Source organism: Streptomyces sp. NRRL S-87, from assembly GCF_000719335.1.
Classification (GTDB): Bacteria; Actinomycetota; Actinomycetes; order Streptomycetales; family Streptomycetaceae; genus Streptomyces.
This window is the reverse complement of sequence record NZ_JOGB01000022.1, coordinates 56,714-70,925: the sequence shown is the minus strand read 5'-3', so window position 1 is coordinate 70,925 and position 14,212 is coordinate 56,714. Positions and strand designations below refer to the sequence as shown.

9 protein-coding genes are annotated in these 14,212 nt (G+C 72.4%); 4 read left to right on the top strand and 5 right to left on the bottom strand.

Features of this window, described 5'->3' with window-relative positions:
- Window positions 1-158: 158 nt before the first annotated feature.
- The gene (gene glgP, locus IF43_RS0116465) at window positions 159-2,819 is read left to right on the top strand and encodes an alpha-glucan family phosphorylase (protein WP_030200521.1); all 2,661 of its coding nucleotides are present in this window, start codon (window positions 159-161) and stop codon (window positions 2,817-2,819) included.
- A 243-nt stretch (window positions 2,820-3,062) separates the two neighbouring features.
- Here glgP and IF43_RS0116460 read toward each other — a convergent pair whose 3' ends face one another.
- The gene (locus IF43_RS0116460) at window positions 3,063-4,472 is read right to left on the bottom strand and encodes a hypothetical protein (protein ID WP_037888838.1); all 1,410 of its coding nucleotides are present in this window, start codon (window positions 4,470-4,472) and stop codon (window positions 3,063-3,065) included.
- Between the two features lie 262 nt (window positions 4,473-4,734).
- On the opposite strand from IF43_RS0116460, the gene IF43_RS0116455 reads away from it, so the two are divergent.
- Together IF43_RS0116455 and IF43_RS0116450 are read left to right on the top strand one after the other, a co-directional pair.
- Window positions 4,735-5,274 (top strand): WcaF family extracellular polysaccharide biosynthesis acetyltransferase, encoded by a 540-nt coding sequence (locus tag IF43_RS0116455; RefSeq protein ID WP_030200517.1) that lies wholly within the window; start codon window positions 4,735-4,737, stop codon window positions 5,272-5,274.
- A 10-nt stretch (window positions 5,275-5,284) separates the two neighbouring features.
- On the top strand, window positions 5,285-6,406 hold the full coding sequence (locus IF43_RS0116450) for a glycosyltransferase (protein ID WP_030200514.1): 1,122 nt from the start codon (window positions 5,285-5,287) through the stop codon (window positions 6,404-6,406).
- Window positions 6,407-6,537: 131 nt separating this feature from the next.
- Here IF43_RS0116450 and IF43_RS0116445 read toward each other — a convergent pair whose 3' ends face one another.
- The 3 genes from IF43_RS0116445 to gmd form a co-directional block, all read right to left on the bottom strand.
- On the bottom strand, window positions 6,538-7,206 hold the full coding sequence (locus IF43_RS0116445; protein WP_030200512.1) for a hypothetical protein: 669 nt from the start codon (window positions 7,204-7,206) through the stop codon (window positions 6,538-6,540).
- Window positions 7,207-7,314: 108 nt separating this feature from the next.
- Window positions 7,315-10,104 (bottom strand): DNRLRE domain-containing protein, encoded by a 2,790-nt coding sequence (locus tag IF43_RS0116440; protein ID WP_030200509.1) that lies wholly within the window; start codon window positions 10,102-10,104, stop codon window positions 7,315-7,317.
- Window positions 10,105-10,339: 235 nt separating this feature from the next.
- Window positions 10,340-11,353: a GDP-mannose 4,6-dehydratase gene (gene gmd / locus IF43_RS0116435; RefSeq protein WP_030200507.1), complete on the bottom strand. Its 1,014-nt coding sequence runs from the start codon at window positions 11,351-11,353 to the stop codon at window positions 10,340-10,342.
- Between the two features lie 95 nt (window positions 11,354-11,448).
- Here gmd and IF43_RS0116430 point away from each other — a divergent pair, with 95 nt between their 5' ends.
- Window positions 11,449-12,390, top strand: a complete 942-nt coding sequence (locus IF43_RS0116430; protein WP_030200505.1) for a GDP-L-fucose synthase — start codon at window positions 11,449-11,451, stop codon at window positions 12,388-12,390.
- Between the two features lie 104 nt (window positions 12,391-12,494).
- Here IF43_RS0116430 and IF43_RS0116425 read toward each other — a convergent pair whose 3' ends face one another.
- Window positions 12,495-13,967 (bottom strand): sugar transferase, encoded by a 1,473-nt coding sequence (locus IF43_RS0116425; protein ID WP_030200502.1) that lies wholly within the window; start codon window positions 13,965-13,967, stop codon window positions 12,495-12,497.
- Window positions 13,968-14,212: the final 245 nt, after the last annotated feature.

Genomic DNA, 14,212 nt, shown 5'->3' with positions numbered 1-14,212 from the left:
CCGCCGGACCTCACCGGTCCAGCTGCATTCCTCGCCACTGACAATCGCCGACAACGCAGGTCAGGCCATATGCACGAGAAATCCCGCCGTTTGACGGCGCCGCTTCACGGTCCTGTTCCTCCCCGGCCTGACGGCCGCGGTCTCCTGGGAGAAATCCGATGAAGGCCATCCGTCGATTCACCGTCCGCCCCGTCCTTCCGGAACCCCTCCGGCCACTGCACGGCCTCGCGCGCAACCTGCGCTGGTCCTGGCACGCGGAGACCCGGGAGCTCTTCCAGTCCGTCGACCCCGAGGGCTGGCGCGCCGCGGGCGGCGACCCCGTCCGCCTCCTCGGCAGCGTGTCCCCCGGCCGGCTCGCCGAGCTGGCGCGGGACCGCCGCTTCGTGCGCCGGCTCACCGCCGCCGCCGCCGACCTCGACGACTACCTGCGCAGCGACCGCTGGTACCAGACCCACGAACGGGCCGCGGAACTCCCCGCCGCCGTCGCCTACTTCTCGCCCGAGTTCGGCATCACCGCGGCCCTGCCCCAGTACTCCGGCGGCCTGGGCATCCTCGCCGGGGACCACCTCAAGGCCGCCAGCGACCTCGGCGTCCCGCTGGTCGGCGTCGGTCTGCTCTACCGGCACGGGTACTTCCGGCAGTCCCTGTCCCGGGACGGCTGGCAGCAGGAGCACTACCCCGTCCTCGACCCCGACGAGCTGCCCCTGAGCCTGCTGCGCGGACCCGACGGCGAACCCTGCCGCATCGACCTCCAGCTGCCCGGCGGCCGCACCCTGCACGCCCACGTCTGGCAGGCCCGGGTCGGCCGGGTCCCGCTGCTCCTCCTCGACTCCCAGGTCGAGGAGAACGACACCGCCGCCCGCGAGGTGACCGACCGCCTCTACGGAGGCGGCGGCGAACACCGGCTGCTCCAGGAGATGCTGCTCGGCATCGGCGGGGTGCGGGCGGTCCGGGCGTACTGCGCCCTGACCGGCCACCCCGAGCCCGAGGTGTTCCACACCAACGAGGGGCACGCCGGGTTCCTGGGCCTGGAGCGCATAAGGGAACTGGCCGGGCAGGGGCTGGGCTTCGACGCCGCCCTGGAGGCGGTCCGGGCGGGCACCGTCTTCACCACCCACACCCCCGTCCCCGCCGGCATCGACCGCTTCGACCGGGCGCTGGTGGCCCGGCACTTCGGCGACGACGGCGAGCTCGCCGGGATCCCGGTGGACCGGATCCTGGAGCTCGGCCTGGAGACGTACGGGGGCGGCGACCCGGGCGTCTTCAACATGGCGGTGATGGGACTGCGGCTGGCCCAGCGCGCCAACGGCGTCTCCACCCTCCACGGGGCCGTCAGCCGGGAGATGTTCGCCGGGCTGTGGCCCGGGTTCGACCCGGCGGACGTCCCCATCACCTCCGTCACCAACGGGGTGCACGCACCGACCTGGGTCGCCCCCGAGGTGATGCGGCTGGGCGCCCGGCAGGTCGGCGCCGGACGCGCGGAGGACGCGCTCACCGTCGGCGGCAGCGAGCGCTGGGACGCGGTGGCCGACATCCCGGACGGACAGATCTGGGACCTGCGCCGGGTGCTGCGCGAACAACTGGTGCAGGAGGTACGGGAGCGACTGCGCGCCTCCTGGCGCCAGCGCGGCGCCGGCGCGGCCGAACTCGGCTGGATCGACACGGTCCTCGACCCCGACGTGCTCACCATCGGGTTCGCTCGCCGGGTGCCGTCGTACAAGCGGCTGACGCTGATGCTGCGCGACCCGGAGCGGCTGCGCCGGCTGCTGCTGGACCCCGACCGCCCGGTGCAGATCGTGGTGGCCGGCAAGGCGCACCCGGCCGACGACGGGGGCAAGCGGCTGGTGCAGGAGCTGGTGCGGTTCGCGGACGACCCGCGGGTGCGGCACCGGATCGTGTTCCTGCCGGACTACGGCATGGCCATGGCCCAGAAGCTGTACCCCGGCTGCGACGTGTGGCTGAACAACCCGCTGCGCCCGCTGGAGGCCTGCGGCACGTCCGGCATGAAGGCGGCGCTCAACGGCTGCCTGAACCTCTCGGTCCTGGACGGCTGGTGGGACGAGTGGTACGAGCCGGACTTCGGCTGGGCCATCCCCACCGCCGACGGCGCCGGCACGGACGAGGACCGCCGCGACGACCTGGAGGCGGCGGCCCTCTACGAGCTGGTCGAGAAGCGGGTGGCGCCCCGGTTCTACGACCGCACGGCCGGTGGACCGGGGGCGGCCGGGGGCCTGCCCGGGCGGTGGATCGAGATGGTGCGGCGCACCCTGGTCTCACTGGGACCGAAGGTGCTCGCGGGGCGCATGGTGCGGGAGTACGTGGAGCGGTTGTACGAGCCCGCAGCCCGCGCGCACCGGGCCCTCGGCCCGGAGCCGGCCCGCGAACTGGCCGAGTGGAAGCGGCGTGTCCGGGCGGCCTGGCCCGGGGTCGCCGTGGGCCACGTCGAGGCCCTGGCCGCGGCCCCGGTCAACGGCACGGCCGAACTCGGGGCGACCCTGACCCTGCGCGTCCGGGTGAGCCTGGGCGACCTCGGCACGGACGAGGTCGAGGTGCAGGCCCTGGCCGGCCGGGTCGACTCCGAGGACGTCATCTCGGACGCGCGGGCCTTCCCGCTCAAGCCCGCGGGCGGGCCGGACCTGGAGGGACGGCTGCTGTACGAGGGGCCGCTCGCCCTCGACCGCACCGGGCCGTTCGGGTACACGGTCCGGATCCTGCCGGCCCATCCTCTGCTGGCCACCCCGGCGGAGCTGGGGCTGGTGGCGTCCCCGCCGGAAGCGGCGTCGGACCGGGGGACGGGGACGGGGATGACGTTGCGCTGAGGGGTCGGGCGGGGCGGGGCTCCTCCGGGGGGCTCGCCCCGCCCCGGCTCTCCGGTCCTGGTCGTCCGGCTCGTGGGGTGGGGGTTCTGATCCGTGCCGGCCCCCGCTTCGGGGTCCGTCCGTCCCGTGGTGTGTGGGTCCGCCTCCCCCACACACCACGGGACCCACCTCCGAAGCCAGCCCACCGAAGCCCCCGGCCACCACACTCAGGCGGGCCTGACCGCCAGCCCCCACCCCCACCGCCTACCGCAGCGTCCGCTTGTCCGTCCGGTGGGTCATGACCAGCCACAGGCACAGCCCCGCGATGGCGACGCGGCCGGAGGCCTGCAGGAGGGGGCCGCGGAGCAGGATGAAGGAGTAGCCCGCCACCAGGGGGACCACCACCGAGATGAGGCTGCCGGGCGGGGCGCGGCGGGTGGCGCGGCGGGCGTAGCGACGGTCCACGCGGGCCGCCGCGTAGCCCATGCCGAGCAGGCCCGCACCCATGCCGACCGGGCCGAAGTCCAGCCACAGCTCGGCCCAGATGGGGGAGGAGAGGTTGGTGTTGACCGCACCCATCCACTGGCCCACCATCACGCCGGTGTCGCGCGGCTTGCCCGGCCACACCGAGCGCGGCACCGCGAAGAAGACCGATCCGGCGAGCTGGCGGCCGTAGAAGAACCCGGGTCCGGACCGCGAGAAGGTGATGGTGTTGGCGAACATGCCGACCTGGTCGTAGTCCTTGAGCGCCATGGGCTCCAGGAACGAGGTCGTCTCGACGGGCTTGTAGTTCTTCTCGTCGTACCGGAAGCGGTCGGCGAACGGGAAGATCAGCAGCGCCGCGATGACGCCCATGCTGAGCGCCACCCGGTACATCGCCGCGCTCACCGGGAAGACGGTGAACAGCAGCGAGAACATGACCGTCATGAACCAGTAGCGCGGGTTCGAGATCGGGTTGTTGACGACCAGGTTGAGCGCGGCCAGCGCGGCCGTGGTGGCGATCACCGAGGGCATCCGGCGCGCCCGGGTCGAGGTGACCAGCCAGCGGACGTACATGAGCAGGGCGAGCAGCGCCGGCACGGTGCCGAAGCCGCGCAGGAACGCCTGGCCGGCCTGGCCGTCGTTGGCGGAGACGCCCGCCTCCTCGATGCCGGCGATGATCTCCTGGCGGCTGCTGAAGAAGACGGCCGGGCCGCCGAGTTTGAGGACGAAGACCCCGGAGAAGCCGAAGGCGAGGACGGTCAGCAGCTGCAGCCGCCGCCGGTGCACCATCACCGGCTCCGACGGCTCCTCCTGCGCACGCCGGTCGGGCCGGTGCCTGGCCAGCAGGGCGCCCACGTCGAAGGCGATGCAGCCCAGCAGGATGAGCGAGATGGCCGCGGACAGGTCCGAGCGCGGCCCGACCACGGGGGTCGGCACCTGGCCGAGGACCGCCTGGGCCAGCGGGGCCACGCCCAGGGCCATGTAGACGAACAGCCAGAAGGAGCCCTGCAGCAGCTTGCGCCGGCTGGTGAGGATCATGGCCGAGAGCCGGGCGCCCGCGTACATGCAGAGCGCGAGCTGGAGGTAGAAGGCCGCGTCGCGGACGCCGGCGCCGTGCTGGGAGGCGACGACGAGCGGCAGGAAGACGGTGAAGCCCAGCGCGAGCGGGACCGACAGGGCCCGCGAGAGCAGCGTCCGCGGGGTGGTGACCCGGCCCCACTGCGCGTCGTCCGGGACCTCGCGGTGGCGGGGTGGTACGGGCGGCCGCGGGCCGGAGCCCCACGGAGTGCCCGACGTGGGCCCCTGAATGTCCGTCGCCACCGTGCCCCCGCCCCGCCCTCGTGCAATTGCGCAGAGTCTAGCCAGCCCGGTCCACAGCGGCGATGGGCGGGCCGATGAACCGATAATGTGAACGCCCGGTGCCTGGGGAGGTACCAGTGGGGGGACGAACTCGATGCGCAATCTTCCGGCCTTCACGCTGGCCGGCTACGACAAGGGCCGCGGCAAGCTCACGCAGGCCCTGTGGTTCGCCGTGATGAACACCGTCTTCATGGCCTGGTTCACCCCCGCCCGGCTGCGCGTGGCGCTGCTGCGCGCCTTCGGGGCGGACATCGGTACCGGCGTGCTGATCCGGCACCGCGTCCGTGTCCTGTGGCCGTGGAAGCTCACCGTCGGCGACCACACCTGGATCGGCGAGGGCGCCTGGCTGCTCAACCTGGAGCCCATCACCATCGGGGCGAACGTCTGCGTCTCCCAGGAGGCGTTGCTGTGCACCGGCAGCCACGACCACCGGGCCGCCGACTTCCGCTACCGCAACGCCCCCATCGCCGTCGAGGACGGCGCCTGGGTCGCGGCCCGCGCCACGGTCCTGGCCGGCGTCACGGTCGGCCGGCACGCGGTGGCCGCGGCGGGCTCCGTGGTCCACAAGGACCTGCCCGAACTGACCCTGCAGACCATGGACGGGCGGCGCCGCCCCGTCGACGAGCCCAAGTGAGGCCGCCCCAGTGAGAGTTCTGCACGCCGTCACGCTGCACTCGCCGACCCACGCCTTCGGCGGCCCCGTCCGGGTCGCGCTGAACCTGTCCAAGGGGCTGCGGGCCCGCGGCCACGAGGCCGCGCTCGTCGCCCTCGGCGAGGGTTTCGACGAGCCCTGGCCCATCGACGTCGAGGGGGTCCCGGCCCGCCTCTACCCGGCCCGCCGGCTGCTGCCGCTGGGCTTCTCCGGCATGACCTCGCCCGCCCTGCTGGCCCGCGCCGGCCGGCTGGTGCGCGACGCCGACGTGGTCCACGTGCACCTGGCGCGCGACCTGGTGACCCTGCCGGTCGCGTTGGCCGCGCTGCGGGCCGGCAAGCCGCTGGTGCTCCAGACCCACGGCATGGTCGACCCCAGCGGCAAACTGCTGGCCAAGGTGCTCGACGCGGTGGCGGTACGCCGCCTCCTGCGCGGCGCCGGCGCGGTGCTGTACCTGACCCCGCACGAGCGCGAGGCCCTCGACGCGGTGGTGGGCGGCGCGGGGCTGACGAACACGGTCCGCCTCGTCAACGGCGTACCGGCGCAGGAGGAGCGGCCCGCCCTGCAGGGCCCGCCGCGCGTGCTCTACTCGGCACGCCTGCAGGCCCGCAAGCGGCCGGTGGACTTCGTCCGGGCCGCCGCCCTGGTCCGCGAGCGGCACCCGGACGCCGAGTACGTGGTGGCCGGGCCCGACGAGGGCGAGGCGGGCGCGGTGCGGCACGAGGTCGACGCGCTGCGGCTGGCCGACCGCACGACCGTGCCCGGGGCGCTGACCAGCGCGCAGGTGCTGGAGGAGCTGCGCCGGGCGCACGTGTACGTGCTGCCGTCGGTCGAGGAGCCGTTCCCGATGTCCGTGCTGGAGGCGATGGCCGTGGGCGTGCCGGTGGTGGTCACCCACTCCAACGGGCTGGCCCGGGACATCGCGGCCGCCGGTGCGGGCCGGGCCGTCGAGCCGGGCCCGGAGGGCGTGGCCGCGGCGGTGCTGGAGCTGCTGGACGAGAAGGCGAACCAGGAGGCGTCCGCGGCCGCCCGCGAGCTGGCCGCCGGGTCGTACTCGATGGACGCGGTGCTGGACACCCTGCTCGACGTCTACGGACGGATCACGGGCGCCTGACGGAGCAGCACCAGGAGCAGGAGGGGGCGGGGCCGTGACGGCCCCGCCCCCTCTCATCCCGGGATCGAACCGATCGAACCGATCGAACCGATCGAACCGGTCGAACCGGTCGAGCCGGTCGAGCCGGTCGGTCAGGCCGGGATCCAGGCGTAGCAGCCGGTCGAGACGAACTCGACCGTGCCGGCCGGGATCTTGGCCGTGACCTTGTCCCCGGCCTTGAAGCCGAGGTCCGGGCCGGCCGCCAGGCTCTTGCCGCCGCGGCCCTTGGCCTGCCAGACGCAGGACGGCGTCGGGCTGGGCGCGCGGTACGTGCCGGGCGTCGGGTTCTTGAGCGTGCCGTCACCGAAGCCGTTCTCGGCCGCGGCCAGGATCGGCTTCTGCTCCGGGCACAGGTACGGGATGGCTTCCTCGGCGTTCGGGATCTCGCCCGCGACGAGGGCCGCGACCGCCGCGTCCTTGTCGTGCTTGGCGGTCCGGGCGACCCGCTGGCAGGCCTCCTGGCCGGTCTGCAGGACGGCCGCCGGGTCCGTCTTCTCCGGCACCCGGCCGCTCAGGTACTTCTTCTCCTGCTTGGTGAAGGACCCGGTGGCCGGCTTGAGCGCGTCGTCGGAGATCACCGGGCCGGTCGGCTTGGCGGCCGGCGGGGCGGTGGTCGGGTCGAGCGTCGGCTCGGGTGCGGAGGAGGAGGCCGGGGGCTTGGGCTCGGCTTCGGTCGTGTCGCCGCCCGAGCTGCAGGCGGTGAGCGTGAGGGCGGCGGACAGCAGGACCGCGGCCGCGGCGCGTCGGTTCAGGGGACGCATGGTGTGGCTCCAGAGGGTGTCGATGCAGGCGCGGGGCCCGGCCGGTGCGGCCGGACCCCGCTGCCCTTGGTGCGTACGGCCGCACGGGGCGGCGTACCCGCTCGGCCGTTACGGCTGGCCGAAGGTGAGGACCAGCTGCGGCGTGCCCTCGCTCGCGGTGGACTCGGCCGACCAGAGCCACAGCGGGTCGCTGCCGTTGCTGGTCAGCGCCAGGCTGTACGAGCCGCCGAGCACGGCCGTGAGGGCCGACTTGTCCAGGTCGATGCTGTGCAGCGCCGACCCGTCCGGGATGCCCTCGAGGGTGCCGAGGACCGTGGCGCCGAGCGCCGGCTTGGTGGTGTACGAGGTGCTCGCCCCGCTCCAGGTGCCGGTGACCGGGACCACGGAGACCTTGTCGGCCGTACCGGCACCGGTCTGCGTGCTGGTCTTGATCTGCAGCGAGGCGGCCTTCAGGACCTGGCCGGCCGGGGCGGCCGGCAGGTTGAAGCGCAGGTACGTCTCGTACAGCGAGCCGCTGCCGCGGACGGCGAGCGAGGTGGCGGAGCCGTACGAGGCGCTCGGCGCGCCCTGGTTGACGTAGGTGTCCTCGGTCGCCGAGACCTCGGTGACCGTGTCGGACGCGGCCTTGGCCAGGTTGTAGTGGTTCGTGACCTGGGCCTGGGACAGGACCGTCGGGTAGACGGCGGTCTCGTCGATCTGGCCGGCGAAGAAGTTGCTCGTCGGGCGGTTCGGCCAGCTGGACAGGTTGTCGCCGCCGACGTGCCAGAAGCCCTCGTAGGCCTGGTTCGTGGTGACGTTCAGGGTGTCCTTGAGCTTGCCGTCCACGTACATCGCCATGCCCGACGGGCCCTGGGTGGCGACCACGTGGTGCCACTTGTTGTCGTTGAACGTGTCGAACAGACCGGTGGTGATCGTCCGGGTCGATCCGTTGTAGACACCGAAGACCAGGCGGCCGGTGTTGGTCATGTAGATCTGCTTGTCGTAGCTGCCGCTGCTGCGGGTCGTGTTGTTGCCGAACCCGATCAGCTTGCCGCCGCGCGTGGTGCCCGTCTTGAACCACGTCTCCAGCGAGTAGGAGCTGCCCACCGTCTGGCGGTGGTCGCTGTAGACCTGCTGGTCGGTGCCGTTGAACGCGATCGCTGTGCTCGGGCCGGTGAGGGCACCGGGCGCCTGGCGCAGGGTCGGGCCGTTGACGTGCAGACCGCTGGTGTTGCCGCCGTCCGAGGAGTCGGCGACGTAGGGGGTGACGGTGTCGTCGTAGCGCCAGTACAGGCTGGCGCCGTCGGTGCGGACCTGGTTCGGGTACGCCTGGACGGAGGCCGGGACGGTCACGCTGGAGGTGGCCGACAGGGCGCTGGTGTTGCCGGCGGCGTCGGTCGCGGTCACGCGGTAGGTGTACGACTGGCCCGCCTTGACCGTGCTGTCGGTCCAGGAGGCCTGCGGGCGCTCCCACTCCAGGGACTCCGCGTTCACCGTGGCGATCGGGGTGCCCGAGCCGTTGCGGTAGATGCGGTAGGTCAGCTTGCTGTCGTCCTGGTCGTAGCTGGTGCGCCAGCGGACCTGGACCTCACCGGGCTTGACGGACGAGGCGCTGGCGACCGGGGTGGTGGGCGCGCCGACGTCACCGGTGGAGGCGAAGCGGGTCAGGCCCATCTGCGGCTTGCCGTTGATCTGGGTGAACTCACCGCCCACCCACATGTACTTGACGCCGTCCTTCTCCGCGATGGTCATCACGCGCGGGCCGATGCCCTCGCCGATGCCGTCGTTCGCGGTGGGGTGCCAGCCGAGCTTGCGCGGGCTGCGCACGTAGCCGCCCACGGGCGCGGGGGCGGCGCCCTCGTGGTTGGTCAGCTGGGCGTTGAAGAAGTTGCGCTTGCCGTCGGGGAACTGGCCCTCGAGCGAGCAGTCGTGCGCGTGCGAGGAGCTGTAGAGCACGCCCTGGTAGGGCAGCACGTACTGGGTCGCGCCCAGGCAGCGGTCGCGCCACTTCTCGGTGAAGTCGCTCAGCCGCAGGCCGATGCGGCCGTCGAAGACGCCGCCGCCGGAGCCCTCGTTGCCGGTGTAGAAGCCGCCCTCGTCGTCGGTGGCGATGTCCTTCACGACCGAGGTCGTGGGGATGTACCCGCTGGGGTACGTCTTGGTGTTCGCACCGGTGGTGGCGTCGACCACGGCCAGCGCGTGGCTGTTGGCGCCGTTGACGTAGAAGAAGTCGCCGCCGAGGATCACGTTCTTGCCGTCGGGGGTGACCTCGACGGCGCGGCCCGGCTCGTCGGCGTTGGCCGTGAACGGCTTCAGGGCGCCGGAGGAGGCGTCGACCGCGGCGAACCGCTCACGGGTCTGGCCCTCGACGGTGCCGAAGTCGCCACCGGCGTACAGGGTGTCGTCGGTGACGGCGAGCGCGCGCACGGTCGCCGGGAACGACGGGTGGAACGACGCCTTGGGGGTGCAGCTCGCGATGTCGATCGCGGCGACGCTGGCGACCGGGACGCCGTTGACGGCGCCGAAGTAGCCGGCGGCGTACAGGGTCTCCTCGTCCTTGGAGACGGCCAGCGCCCGGACGGTGGCCGAGCCCTCGCCGACGGTGAAGGACAGCTTGCAGTCGGTCGGCGCGCCCGTGGCGGCGTCGAACGCCGCGAAGTTCACGGCCTCCTGCTCGGTGCCGGCCGCGCCCTCGGGCGGCGTGACCGCCGAGAACGTGCCGCCCGCGAAGACGGTGCCCTTGGCCTGCGCCATCGCGAAGACGATGCCGTTGGTCTGCCAGGTCGGCAGGTCGTCGGCCGTGAAGGCGACCGGCGAGGTGATGGCCGATGCCGACGGCATCATCACGAATCCGACGCCGGCGCCGGCGCCGACGATGGACAGGACGAGGGCTGTGGTCAGCCCTCTTGATCTACGCATGAGCCCCCCAGGGCGATCGCCCGGTCTTGAATGGCTGGATTTATCCGAACAGCCATATGTACTGGCGCAGATTAGGGCTTAAGTGGAGGCCCGGTCACGCCACTTGACCCATTGGATACCAATCGATATCAACGGGCGCAGGAGAAACGGTGCACTGCGGACATACGGCGTCAGGTCCCGGTCGGCGCTGGTGCGTGCCGACCGGGACGTGTGAACTCTCAGTGACGGGCGGCGCTCAGCGGTCGATGCGGACCGTGGCCCCGGCGAGCTGGTCCTCGACCTGGCGGAGGTCGGCGTCCACCATGATCCGCGCGAGTTCCTCGACCAGGACCGTCGGCTTCCAGCCAAGCAGCTCCTCGGCCTTGCTCGCGTCACCGATCAGCGCGTCGACCTCGCTGGGGCGCTCGTACTTGGGGTCGTAGCGCACGTGCTCGTTCCAGTCGAGGCCGGCGTGCGCGAAGGAGGACTCCACGAACTGACGGACCGTCGCCGCCACGCCGGTGGCCACCACGTAGTCGGTGGCCTCGTCCTGCTGGAGCATGCGCCACATGGCCTCGACGTACTCCGGCGCGTAGCCCCAGTCGCGGACCGCGTCGAGGTTGCCGAGGTAGAGCTTGTCCTGCAGGCCGTGCTTGATGCGGGCCACCGCGCGGGTGATCTTGCGGGTCACGAAGGTCTCGCCGCGGCGCGGGGACTCGTGGTTGAACAGGATGCCGTTCACCGCGAACATGTCGTAGGCCTCGCGGTAGTTCACCGTCGCCCAGTACGCGAAGACCTTGGCGGCACCGTACGGGCTGCGCGGGTGGAACGGGGTCTGCTCGTTCTGCGGGGGCGGGGTGGAGCCGAACATCTCCGAGGACGAGGCCTGGTAGATGCGGGTGTCCACGCCCGACGCCCGGATGGCCTCCAGCAGCCGCAGCGCGCCCAGGCCGGTCACGTCGCCGGTGTAGAGCGGGGCGTCGAAGGAGACGCGGACGTGCGACTGCGCTCCGAGGTTGTAGACCTCGTCGGGCTGGATGTCGCGCAGCAGGTTCACCAGGGCGACGCCGTCCGAGAGGTCGGCGTGGTGCAGCACCAGGGACCGGTTGGCCGTCTGCGGGTCCTGGTAGATGTGGTCGATGCGCTCCGTGTTGAAGCTGGACGAGCGCCGCACGAGCCCGTGCACCGTGTAGCCCTTGGAGAGCAGGAGCTCGGCCAGGTAGGAGCCGTCCTGGCCGGTGACTCCGGTGATCAGTGCTGTCTTGCTCATGCGGGATCCCCCAGGGTGAGAGTGTCGTTCATGGTTCGTACTGAAATGCGGGGTTGGTCCCCTGCGGGTGAACCGGGTTTGGCATTATCCGATGCATGACTGCATCGCCGTACCTGCCCGACCGTGCCCGCGTCTTCGTCGCGGGCCACCGCGGCCTCGTGGGATCCGCCGTGGCCCGGCGGCTGACCGCCGACGGCCACGAGGTGATCACCCGCGGCCGCGAGGACCTCGACCTCCGCGACGCGGCGGCGACCGAGGCCTTCCTCAAAGACGTCCGCCCCGACGCGGTCGTCCTGGCCGCCGCCAAGGTGGGCGGCATCATGGCCAACAGCACCTATCCGGTGCAGTTCCTGGAGGACAACCTCAGGATCCAGCTCAGCGTGATCGCCGGGGCGCACGCGGCCGGCACGGGCCGGCTGCTGTTCCTGGGCTCCTCCTGCATCTACCCGAAGCTGGCGCCGCAGCCGATCACCGAGGACGCCCTGCTGACCGGCCCGCTGGAGCCGACGAACGAGGCGTACGCGCTGGCCAAGATCGCCGGCATCGTGCAGGTCCAGTCGTACCGGAAGCAGTACGGGGCCTCCTTCGTCTCGGCGATGCCGACGAACCTCTACGGTCCGGGCGACAACTTCGACCTGGAGACCTCGCACGTGCTGCCGGCCCTGATCCGCCGCTTCCACGAGGCGGCCGAGCAGGGGCGCGACGAGGTCGTGCTGTGGGGCTCGGGCACGCCGCGCCGCGAGTTCCTGCACGTGGACGACCTCGCCGCGGCCTGCGCGGTGCTGCTGTCCTCGTACGACGGGGACGAGCCGGTCAACATCGGGTGCGGCGAGGACCTGACCATCAAGGAGCTGGCCGAGACCGTCGCCGACGTGACCGGCTTCACCGGGCGCCTGGTGTGGGACACGGCGAAGCCGGACGGCACGCCCCGCAAGCTGCTGGACGTGCGCCGGCTTACCTCTCTGGGCTGGAAGCCGCAGATCGCGCTGCGCGACGGCATCGCGAGCACCTACCGCTGGTGGCGCGAGCAGGGCTGACGCGGTGCGGGGGGCCGGTCCCGGGTGCGGGGCCGGCCCCTCCTGCGCGGCCGGCAGGACCGCCGTCCGCGCGAACGGGGTGGAACGGGTCACGTACGGGCCTCTCAGTACGCCCCGCGGCCGTCGACCACGGCCCGGAAGGTCCGGGCGACCAGGTCGACGTCGCTGGTGAAGGACCAGTTGTCCACGTACTGCAGGTCCAGGGCGATCGTCTCGTCCCAGGACAGGTCCGACCGGCCGCTGATCTGCCACAGGCCGGTCATGCCCGGGCGGACCGACAGCCGGCGCAGCTCGACCTCGTCGTACTCGGCCACCTCCTCGGGCAGCGGAGGCCGCGGCCCGACGAGGGACATCTGACCCGTCAGCACGTTGAAGAGCTGCGGCAGCTCGTCGAGCGAGGTGCGGCGCAGCAGCCGGCCGACCCGCGTGACCCGGGGGTCGCGGCGCATCTTGAACATGTGGCCGTCGTTCTCGTTGGAGCCGGCGAGCTCCGCCTTGAGCCGGTCGGCGTCCACGACCATGGTGCGGAACTTCCACATGGTGAACGGCTCGCCGTCGCGCCCGATCCGGCGCTGCGTGTAGAAGGCGGGCCCGGGCGAGCCGAGTCGGATCGCGGCGACGAGGCCGAGGAAGACCGGGGCCAGGACCAGCAGCCCGAGGGCCGCGCCGACGCGGTCGAGCGCCGACTTCAGGACGGGCTGGATGCCGCGGCTCACCGGGGGCGCGACGCGGAGCACGGCCAGACCGCCCGCGGAGAGGGTCTCCAGGCGCTTGACGGATATCTCGACCAGGCCCGGGAAGACGGCGAGTTCGAGGCCGGCGTCGTGCAGCGCCCACGCGATGCGGCGCAGCCGCTCGCCGGCGAGCCGGGCGCCCGGCGCGACGAGCACGAGGTCGGCGTGCTGGTCGCGGACGGCGGTGAGGACCGCTTCCGCCTCGGACAGTCCCTCCGCCGCCTCCGCCCCGAGCCGCGCCGGCTCGGGCACGCCGCTGGTCAGACGGCCGGGGCCGATGGGGACGGCGCCCACGACGACGTACGGGTGGTCGGTGCGGCCGGCGAGGTGGCCGATGACGGCCTCGGCGGCCTCGGGCTCGCCGACGACGAGGACCCGGCTGACGGCCTGGGCCTCGCGGCGGGCGGCTCCGAGGTGGCGGTAGGTCAGCTTGTGGCAGGCGACCGTGAGGAGCAGGGCCGGCACGAGCGCGCACAGGGACACCAGCGGAGCGCTGGACTCACCGGTCGCGGCCCGCGCCACGGCCAGGACCCCGATCAGAATCAGCCAGTCGTGCAGTACGGGCAGGACGCCCCGCGATTCGCCCAGGGCGCGGCCGGCGTAACGGCGGCGAAGGGCCTGGACGCCGGTCCAGACCAACGCGGCCCCGAGGGCGCACCCCACCGGACGCGGCTGGTCGGACGCGTTGAACACGAGCGCGACCGGGACGCCCGCGCCGAGCAGGTCGGTGGTCAGCGCGGCGGGCAGGTACCAGCGCGCTTTGACGCCGAGTCCGCGGGTCGGATGCCCGGATGTGGTCGCTGATCTGGCCACACCCGCAGCGGGAACGTGAACATGCCTCATGGGCCCCCCTGGCACGTCGCTTCATGGTCGTGCGCCCGTCCATCGCTTCCCCTGGCGACGAACAACTGACGCACCGGGAAACAGTACGACAAACACCCGTACGGAAGGCGCCGTTTGCGTGAACGAAACGGCTCGTTGCCCGTTCGTTAACAGGCGGTATCCCTCGTTCCACATGACTCTCGCACACACGGGCGATCTGGCGTCACCTGGGTACGGACAGTTCGTATATCGGATGTGTCTCTTCG

Coding starts and splice junctions, on each gene's coding strand:
- IF43_RS0116445 (WP_030200512.1), bottom strand. CDS start 7,206: ATGCGTCCCCTGAACCGACGCGCCGCGGCCGCGGTCCTGCTGTCCGCC.
- IF43_RS0116455 (WP_030200517.1), top strand. CDS start 4,735: ATGCGCAATCTTCCGGCCTTCACGCTGGCCGGCTACGACAAGGGCCGC.
- glgP (WP_030200521.1), top strand. CDS start 159: ATGAAGGCCATCCGTCGATTCACCGTCCGCCCCGTCCTTCCGGAACCC.
- IF43_RS0116425 (WP_030200502.1), bottom strand. CDS start 13,967: ATGAGGCATGTTCACGTTCCCGCTGCGGGTGTGGCCAGATCAGCGACC.
- IF43_RS0116430 (WP_030200505.1), top strand. CDS start 11,449: ATGACTGCATCGCCGTACCTGCCCGACCGTGCCCGCGTCTTCGTCGCG.
- IF43_RS0116440 (WP_030200509.1), bottom strand. CDS start 10,104: ATGCGTAGATCAAGAGGGCTGACCACAGCCCTCGTCCTGTCCATCGTC.
- gmd (WP_030200507.1), bottom strand. CDS start 11,353: ATGAGCAAGACAGCACTGATCACCGGAGTCACCGGCCAGGACGGCTCC.